We start from the raw sequence: 15,420 nt of genomic DNA, 5'->3' as shown, positions 1-15,420 counted from the left end.
AGTTGTGAAGGAAGTTAAAGCTTCCGCCAACGTCATGAAAGAAAAAAACAACTACCAGACAGCTCCGGAATTTCAGGAACTTGAAAATTGGGTTGCCAACTTGCGGGTGGAGTTTGCTCAAACAGGGCAAACGATTTTCAAGTCGAGGAACGAGGTGAAGATATTCGGGAAAGGCGACAGAATTCTGAATGTGAAGTCGTTTAAGTTCCCCAACCTGGTCAACCGGTTTGTCTACGTATATTTCAGGGGTTCAAAAGCAGCCCGTTCATTCGCTTACGCGGAAAAACTCCTGAAATTAGGCGTTCCGACTCCACAGCCGGTCGCTTATGCCGAGTACATTCGTAGTGGTGTATTGAAGGAGAGCTATTACGTTTCGCTTCACTTTAAATACGATTTCACCTTACGGGAAGTGTTGAATTACCAGATCAGTGAACGCGACCGGATTTTGCGCCAGTGGGTGGCTTTCACTTTTGAGAAACTCCACAAGAACGGCATTTTCCACCTCGACTATTCTCCCGGAAATACCTTGATTCGTCATGATGGCGATGAATATTTCTTCAGCCTTATCGATTTGAACCGGATGAATTTTGGTGAAATCGATTTTGAAAAAGGGTTGCAGAATTTCCGGCAGCTCGATACCGACCGGCAAACGTTGGAATTACTAGCTACTGAATATGCCTTGCTGAATGAGAAAGATCCGGGTTTGGCAATGAAGAAGTTGTTGGCTTTAGACCAGAAAAACAAAAATTACCGTCACCGGAAAATGAAATGGAAAAGTGCTTTCCGGAAATTAATTAGATTCGGTCGCGCTTCTGAGTAAACTTCTTGAGATAGTACAAAATCGGATTTTTGTATTTCAGCATTTTCCACGGACGGCTTCCGTGTGGTTTATGAATCACCGGGTTTTTCAGGCTGATGTAATTGTTGAATCCCAATTGGCGGGCTCTTTTCGTAATATACACATCGTACCAGTCGCGGCTGCTATCCAGCTCCGCAAAGTCGAAAGCTTTCATCAAGTCATTGGACAGAACCGTGCAACAGAAACTCATACTTCTCGGTGTTTGGTACACTTCGGGCATACTTTTCTTCACGTAACTGTAAGGGAAATTGATATTCCCATAGCTGTCGGTTGTTACGGAACCAACCAAACCAGCATCCGGTAATTGTTCTGTCAACTCAACCAATGCTTCCAGCGTTTCGGGCTGAGCAATCACGTCCGATTCGATAATAGCCAGGTGAGCACCTTCTTCAAGTGCCATTTTTCGGGCCATGTTCAGTGTTAAACGATAATTGGGAGAGGGGTGACTCGTATAATCGCTGAGGTGGACGATTTTCAGTTGGTACTTTTCCTGGTTCTCATTCAGCCATCCAATGGTTTCTTCATTACTGAAATCATCGAATATATAATAAGGTGTGGTGTTCGCTCCGGAACGCAAAGTATCGATCGTATGCCGGAGCGTTTCAAGCGAGTCTTTTATTGGTGTAATAACAATTAGCTTCTTCATGTCGAGGTCGTTGGTGAAAGACGTAGCCACCGCTACCGAATTTGAAAAAGATTAAGTTGTTCCATTTTACGGAACACAATGTTGGGAGTTAGCATTTCCATGCATTTTATGGTTTCGTGAATACATGGTTTGTTCCCGAAAACCGAACAGGGACGGCATGCCAGTTCGTCTGCAGGAGTTTGCAAGCTATATTCCTCCGGTTGTCCGAGTGCATAAAATCCAAATGCCGGATGCGTTGCTCCCCAGATGGAAATTGTTTTGGTTCCGGTCAGCGCTGCAATGTGCATATTGGAAGAGTCCATCGACAGCATGAAATCCATCCGGGCGATTAGTGCAATCTCTTCCGAAAGATTCATTTGGCCGGCTACCAGTGTAATGTGGTCATTGTCGGTTGACAATGCTTGTAATTTTTCTATTTCTTCTTGTCCTCCGCCAAACAAATAAAACTGAGCCTGATACTTTTCATTAATCAACTGCATCAATTGCCGGGCATTTTCCAATCCCCATATTTTTGTTGCATGAGTGGCGAACGGTGCAAAACCAATCTTCAGTGTTTGTTCCGGTAATTTTTGGCTTTCCAGGTATTCCTGAATTTTTTCGCTCGCTTTTGCGGAAGAGGCAATGGCGGGAACTGGCGACATCTGAACATTGAAGCCGGCTTTTCTGAAAACATCGCAATAACGTTCCGAAGAGTGTTTTAGCTGTTTGATCTCTTTTGTTTTCAGCAGCTCTTTCTTTTCTTCTCTGCCTTTGTCGATATGGAAAACAGATGTGCCGGCCGCGCGAAAATAACTTCTCACCAGTTTGGTTCGAAGAACATTGTGCAGGTCGATAACCGTTTCAAACCGGCCTTCTTTCCGCAAGTCGAGAAAAAGCCGGAACAAACCGCCAAAACCTTTGTGTCTTCCTTTCAAGTCGGGAAAATAGAGCTGAAGTCTGGGAATTCCTTCAAAGAAGGGAGCAAAAAACGGACGGGTAACAAAAGTGATGGACAGGTTCGGATTTTCTTCAAGCATTCCCCGAATAACGGGAACCGTGAGGGCCACATCACCCATGGCGGAAAGTCGGAAAACTAAAATACGTTGCACCGGCATATAAATTTAATCCCCGGCAACACGAATGAAACCGGGGAGATATTTTCTGGTAAAAGACTATTGGTAGTCTTCGTAGCTTTTTTCTTCGACCAGGTTGGAACCTGTTTTTTCGTTGATGCGTCTTTTTACGTCCGAACGTTTGTCGTTGGTGAAATAAACGGCACGCGCTGTTTCAATGAAATCCTGCCCGAAATCCTTGTTGCGTTCCAGGTCGCGGATTCGATCTTCAATGTCCCAAAGCTGACAATTGATGTCATACAATTCCTTGTACAATGCGTCTTTTTTGTCGATGATTTGGGAAACGGCTTCATTCAGCACTTCGTATTCCTTTTTCAGGTTCACCAGTTTTGCTTCATCCGAAATTCGTTCGAGTTTAATTTCGATGATGGTCAGTTTATCTGCAATCTCTCCGTTGGAAACCTCAATTTTCATTATCTAAATATTGAATGTTTGATACCCGACAAATGTACGGGATTTAATCTTCTTTACCTCGAAAAATGTTTTTGCCGGGATTTCACTCCATACAACTGCATTTTTCTGAACAACAAATTGCTACCGCTTATTGGTCGCGTCGTGCATCGCGGGCACTGGCCTGATCAGTCGGCATAATCAGCACATCGTCGAGGTTAACGTGGGCCGGACGGGTAACCATGAACAAGATGGTTTCGGCAATGTCCTCTGCGTACAACGGAGTAAGTCCTTTGTAAACATTGTCAGCTTTGCTTTCATCACCCTTGAAGCGAACGAGGGAGAACTCGGTTTCCACCATTCCAGGACTAATGGTGCTGACCTTAACTCCATGTTGTACCAATTCGATTCGCATGGCTTTTGAAATAGCGCCTACTGCATGCTTGGTTCCGCAGTAAACCGAACCTCCGGGGTACGCTTCTTTTCCGGCAATGGAAGATATATTAATAATGTGTCCTTTTTTGCGCTCTACCATTCCAGGAGTCAGACAACGGCTGACATACAACAGGCCTTTCACGTTGGTGTCTATCATGCGTTCCCAATCGTCGACAACGGCTTCGTGTGCCGGTTCGGTACCCACGGCAAGTCCTGCGTTGTTGACCAGCACATCGATGTTGCTCCATTCTGCCGGAAGGTTGCCGAGTGCTTTTTGCACTTCGTCGTTGTTGCGTACATCGAAGACAAGGCTGAGGACTCTCGTGCCGTCAATCTTCAGTAGCTCTTCTTCAACAGCTTTCAGTTTTTCGCTTCTCCGGCCGGTAATAATCAGGTTAAATCCGTTTTGGGCCAGTATCTTGGCGGTTGCTTCACCAATTCCGGAAGTGGCTCCGGTTACGATGGCAATCTTTCTCATAATGTTCAGTTTTAGTGCCGAAATTAAAAAATAACGACGATTTTTTAGGATAAAATGATCGGTTCGCTAATTTTGAGGAAGAATCTTTGGCTATAACCAAACCTTCAAAGCACATGTACGAAAAAGAAAAAAAGCCGTTTAGCATTGATCTGGTTCCCGAACCGGACAACTTACAGAGTGTCATTTATTCCATGGTGGCCATACCGCATCTTTCGCCGGTTAACTTCTTCAACGATTTTTCGGCCATGGTGGATGATCCTTCGCAGTTAGGAAAAGATGACACCAGTGAAGCGGGAATTTTTGAGATTGACGGAGAAAACCGGATGTTCTCGTTAACCATTTATGCCGATCATCGGCGGATGATCGTTGAGCCGGAAGTCGCTTCTCAAATTCTGGTAGCCAAAGCCGTCAGACGATTGGTGTGTTACGGCGCAGAGCCAGTGGCCATGAGTGTAATGCTCAACCATGTGGAATTGTCGGACCCGATGGATCAGCAGTTGGTTCAGGAGGCCCGGAGTGGTTTGGAGAAAGCAGCCGAAGCATTTGGTTTGCAGATTTCGCACCGGAAAATCTTTTACGATTATGCCCGCGAGCGAGCCAACATTCCGCCAACGCTTATTGTGAGCATGGTGGGAAAAATGAAGAAGGATGCGCAGTTGATTACGCCAAAGTTCAAAAAGAAAGGGAACAATATTTTCCTCATCGGGAAATCGTATGATGATGTAAATGCATCGGAATACCTCGACCATTATCATGAAATAAAAGAGTGGCCGTTGATGCAGTTCAATCTCGATCTGGAGAAACAGCTGATGAATTTGGTAAAAGGCCTGGCCGAACGCAACCTGGTGGAGTCATTAAGTCCGGTAGGAATCGGAGGTTTGTTCTTCACGTTGCTGAGAGCCTCGCTTCCCAACGACCTGGGCTTTGATATCACCACCGATGCAGAAATCCGTCAGGATGCTTTCCTGTTCGGTGAATCGATGGGACGTGTAATCGCCTGTGTTTCGCAAGATAAAGAAGATGAACTGGTCGACTACCTTCGTGAGCATAAATTGCCCTTCTTCACGTTAGGACACGTTACGCGCGGAGAGATTCGCATCGATGACACTTCCTACGGGTTTGTGGACAAGATGACTGAAAATGTAGAGACGGAATAAACCTGAAATTTGTGGTAACTCCTTATAAAGATTCTGACACCAGTAAAAAGGTGCAGGTGGCAGCTATGTTCGATAGTATAGCGGCCCGATATGATTTTTTGAATCACTTCCTCTCATTTGGTATTGACAGAGGATGGCGGCGAAAAGCCATCAGGTTACTGAAGCCTTATCAGCCGAAACAGATGCTGGATATTGCTACCGGGACCGGTGATTTTGCCATCGAAGCGTTGAAGCTGAGTCCGGATAAAGTTACCGGAGTCGATATCTCGACTGGGATGCTGGCCGAAGGAAGGAAAAAGATGGAGCGCCTGGGACTCAATGGAACAATTGAGTTACTGGAGGGCGATTCTGAAAACCTCCCGTTCGAAGAGGAAACTTTTGAAGCCATCACGGTAGCGTTTGGTGTTCGAAACTTTGAGAACCTAAGCAAAGGCCTGGAAGAAATGCATCGCGTTTTGAAACCCGGCGGTGTTACATGTGTTCTGGAGTTTTCGCAGCCGCGAAGTTTTCCGATGAAGCAGCTGTACCATTTTTATTCGTTCCGGATTCTCCCGTTTTGGGGACGCTTTTTTTCGAAAGACAAAACGGCCTACAGCTATTTGCCTGAATCGGTGCAGGCTTTCCCCGATGGTTCCGATTTTTTGGCCATCATGCGAAATGCCGGCTTTAAAAATACGCGCGAGTACCGGTTGACTTTCGGTATCGCAACGATATACCTGGGCGATAAATAGCAGGAGTATTCCCAAATATAAGCTGGGAATACATTTTAGCGGAATGAACAATAAACGCTTAAAAATCGTGTTATTGATCATAGAAAAAAAGGTATACCTTAACGGGAAACAGATGATTTACCAAAAGTCCAGATATTTACTTCTTTTACTTGCCTTTATGCTGGTAGGTAATATAACTTATGCCCAGTTTGGGAGAGTACAGAGTTTATCAAACTTTGATGATCGACCCATTCATTTTGGTTTCTTTTTGGGCGTAAACGCGATGGATTTTGGTTTTCGTTTTTATCCCGATCCCATTAACCAAAATCCGGTGCTGCAACTTCCTGAAAATGCTGGTGTCAAGAGTAAAACTGAGGGATACTACAGGGGGCGCTCCATCCGTGCAGACGTTGATCCGATTTCTCCCGGATTCTCTGTAGGAATTGTATCCAATTTCCGGCTGACCGAATTTGCCGATTTGCGCATTACGCCGGGTATGAGTTTTGGAAGCCGGCAGCTGGTCTATAACGATACCATCAACCAGGAAATATTAAATGGACTGGGAACGAATGGTCTGGATGAGAAATCGTATCTCAATATTCCATCCACTTATATTGACATCCCGGTAGGAGTGCGGCTGAAAGGAAAACGCTATGGCAATCTGCGCCCATACATTTACCTTGGGGGAACCTATCGCATCGACCTGGAGAATAAACGTGCCGCCGAGCGCGTGTTGCATATGTACAAAACCGGCGCTTATGTCGATTTCGCGATGGGACTGGATTCTTACCTTCAGTTTTTCCGTTTGTCTACCGAATTCCGTGTTTCGTTGGGCGTCGATAACTTAATCGATCACAGCATCGGCACGGATGAGAATCGCATTCCTTACTACGGATTTGCCGTCGAACGGCTCACTTCCAATGTCTTTTCCCTTATCTTCTATTTTGAATAATTCCTCGTCAGGCAAGGCCCGAATGTTTGTATTTTTGTAACGGAAAATTCCTTTTTCAGGAATAGTAAGTCTTTAATATAAAGAAGTAAGTTGCAGAAAGAGATCAACATCTCCGTTAGCCCAAAGCAGGCCGCGGATGAAAAACAGTTGTCACGAATCGTGGCTTCGCAATTACGGATGAAAGAGGAACGCGTTCGCGGCATCGTTATCCGCCGTCGTTCGGTAGATGCTCGCCGTCGTGATATTCGAATCAACCTGGGCATTCTCGCTTTTGTCGATGAAGAACCGAAGCCCCTGAAGCCATCCGAAAAAATCTATCCCGATGTTTCGAGAGCAGAACCGGTTATTATTGTTGGTGCCGGTCCCGCCGGTTTGTTTGCCGCACTACGGCTCATTGAACTGGGAATGAAGCCGGTTATTCTGGAGCGGGGGAAAAGCGTCAGCGAGCGGAAACGGGATATTGCGGCTATTCACCGGGACCAGCAAGTCGATCCGGATTCCAATTATGGATTCGGAGAAGGTGGAGCCGGGACTTTTTCTGACGGGAAACTGTACACTCGCTCAAAAAAGCGCGGAGACGTTAATCGCATTCTGGAAATTCTTCATTTTCATGGTGCTCAGGATGACATTCTGATTGACGCTCATCCGCACATAGGAACCAATGTATTACCCCGGGTCGTAACCGCAATGCGCAAAACCATCATCGAAGCTGGTGGCGAAGTTCATTTTCATTCCCGTGTAACCGATATTGCGGTGCAGAACGGAAAGGCTACCGGGGTAAAGCTCGCTGATGGACAGGAGTTAACAGGGAAAGCGGTTATCCTGGCTACTGGTCATTCGGCTCGCGATGTATATCAAATGCTGCATGACAAGCATCTTACAATTGAAGGCAAGCCTTTTGCCATGGGCGTAAGGGTGGAACATCCACAGGAGTTGATTGATTCGATTCAGTATCATGGAAGGCCCAGGGGGGAATTTCTTCCGGCTGCCAGCTATTCTTTTGTTGAGCAGGTAGAACAGCGTGGCGTTTACTCTTTTTGCATGTGTCCCGGCGGAGTGATTGTTCCTGCGGCTACTGCTCCCGGAGAGTTGGTGGTAAATGGCATGTCACCTTCGGGGAGGGGCGGAAGGTTTGCCAACTCGGGAATTGTCGTGGAGATTCGATTGGAAGACATCCCCAAAAATTACAAGCGCTTCGAACAGCTGGCCGGCTTGCATTTTCAATCCGATTTGGAGCAGAAATGTTTCCGGCAGGCTAACCGTTCACAATTGGCACCGGCCCAGCGGTTGGGTGATTTTGTGAAAGGAAGACTGTCATTTGATTTGCCGGAGACATCTTACCGACCAGGAATTCAGTCGTCTCCGATGCATGAATGGTTGCCCGGAGTCATTCGTGAAAAACTGCAAAAGGGATTTGCTCAAATCGGGCGACAGGCCAACGGATTCCTCACAAATGATGCGCTCATCCTGGGCGTAGAATCGCGCACATCATCGCCGGTACGAATTCCGCGGGACAAAATTTCGCTGGAACACATACAAGTACCAAGACTTTTTCCTTGCGGTGAAGGTGCGGGGTATGCCGGAGGTATTGTTTCGTCAGCCATTGACGGAGAGCGATGTGCGGAAGCGGTGGTTAAGATTTGCGGGACATCATCCGGCGTCTGAACTCGGAACAAGTAATGGAAGTAGCCATGGCCACGTTTAGTGATTCGGACGTTTCCCGGTTAGCCGGAAAATTAGGGATGTGAATCTTCTGCCGAATCAGCGGCTCGACACTTTCAGAAATACCTTTTCCTTCGTTGCCCATCACAATAATCCCGTTAGGGGAAAGAGGCGCGGAATAAATGTTTTCTCCTTCGAGAAATGTGCCGTATACCGGAATTTCCATTTCATTGGCGCGTTGAAGATAATCGGGCAGATTTCCGTAGTGCAGCCTGATGCGGGCAATCGCACCCATGGTTGCCTGAACGGTTTTCGGATTATATAAATCGACCGTATCTTCGGAGCAGAGAATATTCCGGATGCCGAACCAATCGGCCAGTCGAATGATGGTTCCCAGGTTGCCCGGATCCTGAACGCCGTCGAGAGCCAGGCACAAATCGCCGGCAATTTCTTCCCACGACAGTGAATGTTCGGGAATGTGCACTGTTGCGATAATATCCGGTGACGATTTTAGCTGTGAGATCTTCTTTAAATCCGCCAATTCTGAGGAATGGATATTCTTTGGATTAAAGCCTTTCCCTTCGACGGTGGATATTGACTCCGGGGTACAGAAAACGTCCTTCACCTCCATCTTCGAATCGAGAAGATCGAGAACAAGCTTTTGGCCTTCAGCAACGAAAAGACCTTCACTGCGTCTGAATTTTTTCAGATGGAGCGAGCGAAGTTGTTTTATTTTGTTTTTTGAGAGCAAACGACTATACTGTTTTCGACATTAAACTTGAACAAAAATAAACGATTTTAAATTATTGAGTTCACTATATTTGTGAGGTTTCCAATTTTTAAAGTATTGAAGGATTTGTTGAGAATAATAAAGCTAATTTCCGGATTGGCCTTCCTGGTTTTGTTGCTTTTTTCATGCCGGACAACCAAATTTGTTCCGCAGGATGAATACCTGTTGAATAAAGTGAAAGTGGATGTCGATACGAAGCAGGTTGATAAACAGGATTTAAAAAATTATCTGCGACAAACTCCCAATACATCCATACTCGGATTCTGGAAATTTCACCTGGCCCTTTACAATTTGTCTTCACGAAAGAAGAGTGATGGCTGGCTGAAACGAATCGGTGAAGCACCGGTTATCTACGATCCGTTTTTGACCAAACGCTCCGACCAGGAGTTGAAACGGTATATGCACAACAAAGGCTATTACGATGCGGTAGTGACCGATACCGTTTACCGGAAAAAGAAAAAAGCCGAAGTGGTTTACCGGATTACCGCCAATCAACCATATACCATCGATCGTTACAATGTCGATGTACTGGACGACTCGCTCCGGACCATCGTTCACAAAGATTCGTCACTGTCGACCATTCATGAAGGCGAAAATCTCGACATGGACAAGCTGGCCAGCGAACGGTTGCGGATGGTTCGCACACTGAAAGACCAGGGCTACTACCGGATGAACCGGAATAGTATTTCATACGAGGCTGATACTACGCTGGGTAAACGGCAATCGGCAGTAACGATGCTGGTCGGCGAACGAGAGTTTCAGGATTCGCTCGGTAATCTGGAATACCAGCCACATCAAAAATTTACATTTCGGAATTTTTATTTCCTGACGGAATTTGAACCGCGGAAGGCCTTGTTCGGTGAGCATTTGAATCTGGATATGGTTCCGCAGGATACTTTGAAAGTTGATAACTATTATTTTATCTACAAGAATTCGCTGCGTTTCCGCCCCGATTTGCTCATCAACGCCAATCACATTGGTGATGCGGGATATTACAAAGTGAGTGAGGTAGAACGTACGTACAATGAATTATCGTTGTTGCGTCTGTTCAAAGTGATTAACATTCAGTTTGAAGAAACCGGGAAGCGTGATTCGCTGGGGAATCCCATGCTCGATTGTGTCATTCAGTTGACCCCTTCGTCTAAGCAGTCCTATTCCTTTGCACTCGAAGGGACCAACTCGTCGGGTAACCTGGGAGTCGCCGGTAACCTGAATTATCAGCACCGTAATTTATTCAAGGGAGGAGAAATTCTCGATGTTCAATTAAGAGGCGCAACCGAGCGGCAAAGTTACGGTGTGAAGGATTCAGTCAAGTTCTTTAATACACTGGAAACCGGGATTGACACGAAACTTACGTTGCCAAAATTTTTAGCACCCTTTCGCTCTACGCGGCTGTTTCAATACTCCACTCCCAAGACACTTTTCAACCTGGCTTACAATTATCAGCGTCGCCCTGATTATACGCGTACCATTGCCCGGGCTAGTTTTGGATACCAGTGGAAATCATCAGAATATTCGACGCACCGGATTAATTTGCTCGATTTTAACCTGGTGAAGATGTTCTCCTACGATCCGAAGTTTATAGCATCCATCGAAAATTTGTATATCCGCAGTTCATATACTGACCACTCTATTTCGTCGCTTAATTATATTTATACATACAACACTCAGCGTCTGCAGAAGAGAACCAACTACAAGTATCTGCGGGCCTCATTCGAAACGGCGGGAAACACTTTGTATGCATACAGTAAACTGGCGAATCGCCCACAGGAACTGACCGATTCGCTGGCCGGTGGGCAGTACAAATTTCTGGGAACACCGTTTGCCCAGTATTTCCGAACCGATTTGGAATATCGTCAGGGCTGGGTGCTCGATAAATACAATACGGTAGTCATTCGTGGTTTTGGTGGAATTGCTGTTCCGTATGGTAACTCGAAGCAGGTTCCGTTCGAACGGAAATATTTTACCGGTGGAGCCAATGATATCCGGGCCTGGCCGGTCCGTTCACTTGGTCCGGGTAGTTATAAAGCCGATCCGAATGCTTTCCCCAATCAGACGGGAGACGTTAAACTGGAAGGTAATATCGAATACCGTTACAAGATGATTGGTATGTTGGAGGGGGCTCTTTTCCTTGATGTGGGAAATATCTGGTCGTTGAATGATAACCGCCCCGGAACCGAATTCCGGCTAGGACAGTTCTACAAAGAGCTGGCTGTTGGAACGGGAACCGGTTTCCGCTTCGACTTTTCCTATGTTATTTTTCGGTTGGATATTGGTATGAAATTGCGCGATCCTTCCCGCCCCGAAGGCTCCAGATGGATTGTCGGCAACAGCCCGATAACATCTGATGACTTCAACGTTACGTTCGCAATTGGCTATCCCTTTTAACGTTGTTTTAACAGGTGTTGTAAAACATTATTCCATTTTTTATTCGTACCTTTGCAACCGGTTATTTAACATGATAACCAAGAGAATTAGGTTATTTATAGTAAGTTACATCTACCTGTAAAATAAGAGCTATGAGCGCAAAATTATTCGAAAACATTAAGCCTGGTGTTGTAACCGGGGAAGACCTTCAGACCATTTTTAAAGTAGCTAAAGAGAACAACTTCGCTCTTCCGGCAGTAAACGTAACCGGAACCGATACAGTTAACGCAGTATTGGAAGCTGCTAAAGTTGTTAACTCACCGGTCATCATCCAGCTTTCAAACGGTGGTGCTTCTTTTTATGCAGGTAAAGGGTTGAAACTCGAAGGTCAGCAAGCTGCTATTCTTGGAGGAATTTCAGCTGCCAAACATATTCATACCGTTGCTGAGGCATACGGAGTACATGTAATTCTTCATACTGACCACGCAGCAAAAAAACTGTTGCCCTGGATTGACGGTTTGCTTGATGCTGGTGAAAAGCATTTCGAGCAATACGGAAAACCGTTGTTCAGTTCGCACATGCTCGACCTGTCAGAAGAGACACTGGAAGAAAACATCGAGATTTCGAAAAAATACCTGGCTCGCATGAGCAAAATGGGTATGACCCTTGAAATTGAGTTGGGTATCACCGGTGGTGAAGAAGACGGTGTTGACAATACCGGAATCGATAACTCATTGCTGTATACTCAGCCGGAAGACGTTTACTATGCTTACACTGAATTGAGCAAAGTATCTCCGAACTTCACGGTTGCAGCCTCATTTGGTAATGTACACGGAGTTTACAAACCGGGTAACGTCGTATTGCGTCCGATTATCCTGAAAAACTCTCAGGATTACATTGCTGAAAAACTGGGTCTTGAAGACAAGAAGCCGGTTAACTTTGTATTCCACGGTGGTTCAGGTTCCAAGCCGGAAGAAATCCACGAAGCTATCGGTTATGGTGTTATCAAAATGAATATCGATACCGATACTCAGTGGGCTATGTGGAATGGTGTTCGTGAATTCGAAGCTAAAAACCACGATTACCTGCAATCACAGATTGGTAACCCGGAAGGTGACGAAAAGCCGAACAAAAAATACTATGATCCTCGTGTATGGCTGCGTGCCGGTGAGCAAGGTGTCATCGATCGCCTGAAAGAAGCTTTCGAAGCACTGAACGCTTTGGATCGCAACTAATAGCAAAATTTTCTTATTTCTCTTATATCATGAAAACCACCTTCGGGTGGTTTTTTTGTGTTTATGTGCATTGTGCAGCATGGGGAGGCTCTTGGGCAATTCGAAAAAAAGTGACAAATTTGCCCGCTATAATAACTTGATTATAAATAACTTTATTTATTCTAAATAGAGATTACCTGTAGTCTCATTCTTCAAACTAACACTGACCACCTTATGCAAGGCAACAGAGACAGCTTTTCAAGTCGCTTTGGAGTTATCGCTGCAGCGGCCGGTTCGGCCATCGGACTGGGTAACATTTGGCGATTTCCTTATGTGCTGGGAGAAAACGGAGGAGGAGCGTTTTTCCTGATGTACCTGTTTTTCATAATCCTGATTGGTATCCCGTTAATGCTAACCGAAATGACGCTTGGAAGAAGCGCTCAACGAAATGCTTACGGTACCTTTAAATTCCTTGCCCCGAAAACCGGATGGCCGGCAGTTGGTATTATGGGCGTAGCTGCTGCATTTCTTATTTTGTCTTTCTACAGTGCCGTAGCCGGATGGACGTTAGAATACACGCTTCAGGCCGTTAAAAATGGCTTTGCGGGGAAAACGCCGGTAGAGTTGAATGCGATGTATAACGATTTTGTTTCAGGTTCAGTCTGGCCGGTAGTTTGGATGCTTATTTTTCTTTTTCTGACAGCGGCGATTGTTGTGGCAGGTGTTCAGAAAGGGATTGAGAAGTATACAAAGATTTTGATGCCGGTTTTGCTGGTGATCATCATTATCCTCGATATTAGAGCGATTACGCTTCCCGGCGCAGGCGAAGGGCTGGATTTTCTATTCAAACCCGATTTCAGCAAGCTGAGTGCCAACACGGTTTTGGAAGCCCTGGGCCAGGCTTTCTTTTCGCTTAGTCTGGGGATGGGAACCATTATAACCTATGGTTCCTACATTAACCGGAAGGAAAGACTGATGAGTACTGCGGCTTCCGTTTCGTTAGCCGATACACTGATAGCCGTGTTGGCCGGAGTTGCCATTTTCCCAGCGGTTTTTGCTTTCAATATCGAGCCGGATGCCGGGCCTAAACTGGTGTTTATTACATTGCCTAATATTTTTCAGCAGATGCCGGGAGGATACTTCTTTGCATTGTTATTCTTTGTTCTGCTTGTCATCGCCGCACTTACGTCCTCTATTTCATTGCTGGAGGTGATTGTGGCCTATTTCACAGAGGAGTTAAATATTAGCCGTAAAAAAGCAACCTGGTTGTCGGGGGCAACAGTTGGTGTTTTAGGAGTTTTGAGTGCCTTGTCCTATGGTCCGTTAAAAGATAATACCCTGTTTGATAAGACAGCATTTGATTTGTTCGACTATGTTTCCTCCAATATATTGTTGCCTTTCGGCGGATTATTGATTACGATTTTTGCCGGTTATATTCTTAAGAAGGCGGTAGTAAAAGATGGCGTTGAAGGGGAAGGTGGGCACGAGAAACTCTTTAAGTTATATTATTTCATCATCAAGTTTCTGGCGCCGGTGGCCATCGCCTTTGTCTTTTTGAATAGTCTTGGGATTCTGAAATTCTAAATTGAAAATATCAACCTTCGGGAAAAGCTTTCTGGTTAACAGGAAGCTTTTTTTTGTAACTTTAATATAGAAGTTGCCAATTCAGAACATCTGATCTATGAAATTTCCATTTCTGCGTACATATTTCAGTTTCTCGAAAAGAGAGAAAAACGGAGTTTTGATTTTACTTGCTGTTTTATTGGTAATGGTAGCAATTAATCTGTTGTTGCCTGTTATTGTTCCATCTCCGAAATATGATTTCACCGAATGGGAAGAAGAGGTTGCAGCTTATCAGAAAAAGCAGGACAGTCTGTTGCGGGAGGAGTACCAGCTACATCCAGTTCCGTTCAATCCCAACAAGGTTTCCCGAAAAGAGTTGGTGGAAATGGGGATTGCGGAAAAATCGGCATCGAACTGGGTGAACTATCTACGAAAAGGAGGGCATTTTCGGAAACCGGAAGATATTGGAAAAATCTATGGTTTACCCGATTCGGTCAGTGAAAAGCTTATTCCTTTTGTCCGGATGAAAGAAGATGCAACACCTCGGGCTACAAAAAGTACAGAGGTTAAACCTGTCCGTACGTTAGTGGCAAGTGCTAAGAGCGAGGTGCGAGCGGCGGTTTCGGTAACGGAGAACGTGATTCCGGTTGTCGATTTAAACCGTGCTGATTCTGTCAGTTTGGAAAAACTACCGGGAATCGGTCCGGTGCTGGCCGGGCGAATTGTAAGATACCGCAGGCTGCTGGGGGGCTATTATTCCACCGGGCAATTGAAGGAGGTGTATGGTCTGAGGCCGGAACACTACGACCGGGCTGTTCCTTATTTAAAGGTAACAGCGGACTCTGTGCGGTCCATTCAAATCAACTTTGCCTCGCTGGGCGATTTGGCCCGTCATCCGTATATCAGCTACCGTGAAGCCAAAGCAGTAGTGAACAAAAGGGAAAAAGAGGGGAAGATCGAAGGTTTCGAAGCGCTGGGTGATATTTTCCTTCCTGAAAAAGTTGAAAAACTACAACCTTACATTATCTTTGCGCCGTAATTTTCGGCAGCATAATTTGTTGTTGGTGCTAATTATTTGGTGCTGA

Annotated in this window: 14 protein-coding genes; 9 read left to right on the top strand and 5 right to left on the bottom strand. The window is 45.5% G+C overall.

Annotation, left to right across the window (positions count from 1 at the left end):
- Positions 1 to 34: 34 nt before the first annotated feature.
- The gene (locus GJU87_RS14095; protein WP_153640093.1) at positions 35 to 820 is read left to right on the top strand and encodes a lipopolysaccharide kinase InaA family protein; all 786 of its coding nucleotides are present in this window, start codon (positions 35 to 37) and stop codon (positions 818 to 820) included.
- Here GJU87_RS14095 and GJU87_RS14090 read toward each other — a convergent pair.
- The 4 genes from GJU87_RS14090 to GJU87_RS14075 form a co-directional block, all read right to left on the bottom strand.
- Positions 795 to 1,535: a glycosyltransferase gene (locus tag GJU87_RS14090; protein WP_153640092.1), complete on the bottom strand. Its 741-nt coding sequence runs from the start codon at positions 1,533 to 1,535 to the stop codon at positions 795 to 797. The genes GJU87_RS14095 and GJU87_RS14090 overlap by 26 nt on opposite strands.
- Before the next feature lie 2 nt (positions 1,536 to 1,537).
- Positions 1,538 to 2,593, bottom strand: coding sequence for a glycosyltransferase family 9 protein (locus tag GJU87_RS14085; RefSeq protein ID WP_194831540.1), 1,056 nt, complete (start codon positions 2,591 to 2,593; stop codon positions 1,538 to 1,540).
- A gap of 63 nt (positions 2,594 to 2,656) precedes the next feature.
- Positions 2,657 to 3,031 (bottom strand): DUF6165 family protein, encoded by a 375-nt coding sequence (locus GJU87_RS14080; RefSeq protein WP_106540168.1) that lies wholly within the window; start codon positions 3,029 to 3,031, stop codon positions 2,657 to 2,659.
- Positions 3,032 to 3,158: 127 nt separating this feature from the next.
- Complete coding sequence (locus GJU87_RS14075) at positions 3,159 to 3,920, bottom strand: SDR family oxidoreductase (RefSeq protein WP_153640090.1); 762 nt, start codon at positions 3,918 to 3,920, stop codon at positions 3,159 to 3,161.
- Positions 3,921 to 4,033: 113 nt separating this feature from the next.
- Here GJU87_RS14075 and GJU87_RS14070 point away from each other — a divergent pair, with 113 nt between their 5' ends.
- The 4 genes from GJU87_RS14070 (at position 4,034) to GJU87_RS14055 (ending at position 8,404) form a co-directional block, all read left to right on the top strand.
- Positions 4,034 to 5,077, top strand: coding sequence for an AIR synthase-related protein (locus GJU87_RS14070; protein ID WP_106540166.1), 1,044 nt, complete (start codon positions 4,034 to 4,036; stop codon positions 5,075 to 5,077).
- Between the two features lie 11 nt (positions 5,078 to 5,088).
- Complete coding sequence (gene ubiE, locus GJU87_RS14065) at positions 5,089 to 5,808, top strand: bifunctional demethylmenaquinone methyltransferase/2-methoxy-6-polyprenyl-1,4-benzoquinol methylase UbiE (protein WP_153640089.1); 720 nt, start codon at positions 5,089 to 5,091, stop codon at positions 5,806 to 5,808.
- Positions 5,809 to 5,920: 112 nt separating this feature from the next.
- Positions 5,921 to 6,739, top strand: coding sequence for an outer membrane beta-barrel protein (locus GJU87_RS14060; RefSeq protein ID WP_194831539.1), 819 nt, complete (start codon positions 5,921 to 5,923; stop codon positions 6,737 to 6,739).
- A 90-nt stretch (positions 6,740 to 6,829) separates the two neighbouring features.
- Positions 6,830 to 8,404, top strand: a complete 1,575-nt coding sequence (locus GJU87_RS14055) for an NAD(P)/FAD-dependent oxidoreductase (RefSeq protein ID WP_153640087.1) — start codon at positions 6,830 to 6,832, stop codon at positions 8,402 to 8,404.
- Here GJU87_RS14055 and GJU87_RS14050 read toward each other — a convergent pair.
- Entirely contained in the window at positions 8,373 to 9,152 is a 780-nt protein-coding gene (locus GJU87_RS14050; RefSeq protein ID WP_153640086.1) for an RNA methyltransferase, read from the bottom strand. The genes GJU87_RS14055 and GJU87_RS14050 overlap by 32 nt on opposite strands.
- 105 nt (positions 9,153 to 9,257) lie before the next feature.
- Here GJU87_RS14050 and GJU87_RS14045 point away from each other — a divergent pair, with 105 nt between their 5' ends.
- The 4 genes from GJU87_RS14045 (at position 9,258) to GJU87_RS14030 (ending at position 15,374) form a co-directional block, all read left to right on the top strand.
- Positions 9,258 to 11,579, top strand: a complete 2,322-nt coding sequence (locus GJU87_RS14045) for a BamA/TamA family outer membrane protein (protein ID WP_153640085.1) — start codon at positions 9,258 to 9,260, stop codon at positions 11,577 to 11,579.
- A 131-nt stretch (positions 11,580 to 11,710) separates the two neighbouring features.
- Complete coding sequence (fbaA, locus tag GJU87_RS14040) at positions 11,711 to 12,793, top strand: class II fructose-bisphosphate aldolase (protein WP_153640084.1); 1,083 nt, start codon at positions 11,711 to 11,713, stop codon at positions 12,791 to 12,793.
- A 213-nt stretch (positions 12,794 to 13,006) separates the two neighbouring features.
- Positions 13,007 to 14,356, top strand: coding sequence for a sodium-dependent transporter (locus GJU87_RS14035; protein WP_153640083.1), 1,350 nt, complete (start codon positions 13,007 to 13,009; stop codon positions 14,354 to 14,356).
- 97 nt (positions 14,357 to 14,453) lie between these two features.
- Entirely contained in the window at positions 14,454 to 15,374 is a 921-nt protein-coding gene (locus GJU87_RS14030; protein ID WP_153640082.1) for a helix-hairpin-helix domain-containing protein, read from the top strand.
- Positions 15,375 to 15,420 lie beyond the last annotated feature (46 nt).

Source organism: Prolixibacter sp. NT017 (assembly GCF_009617875.1).
In the GTDB taxonomy this organism is placed as follows: Bacteria; Bacteroidota; Bacteroidia; order Bacteroidales; family Prolixibacteraceae; genus Prolixibacter.
Note: the sequence above shows the minus strand (reverse complement) of the source record. Positions and strands in the feature narration are given on the sequence as shown.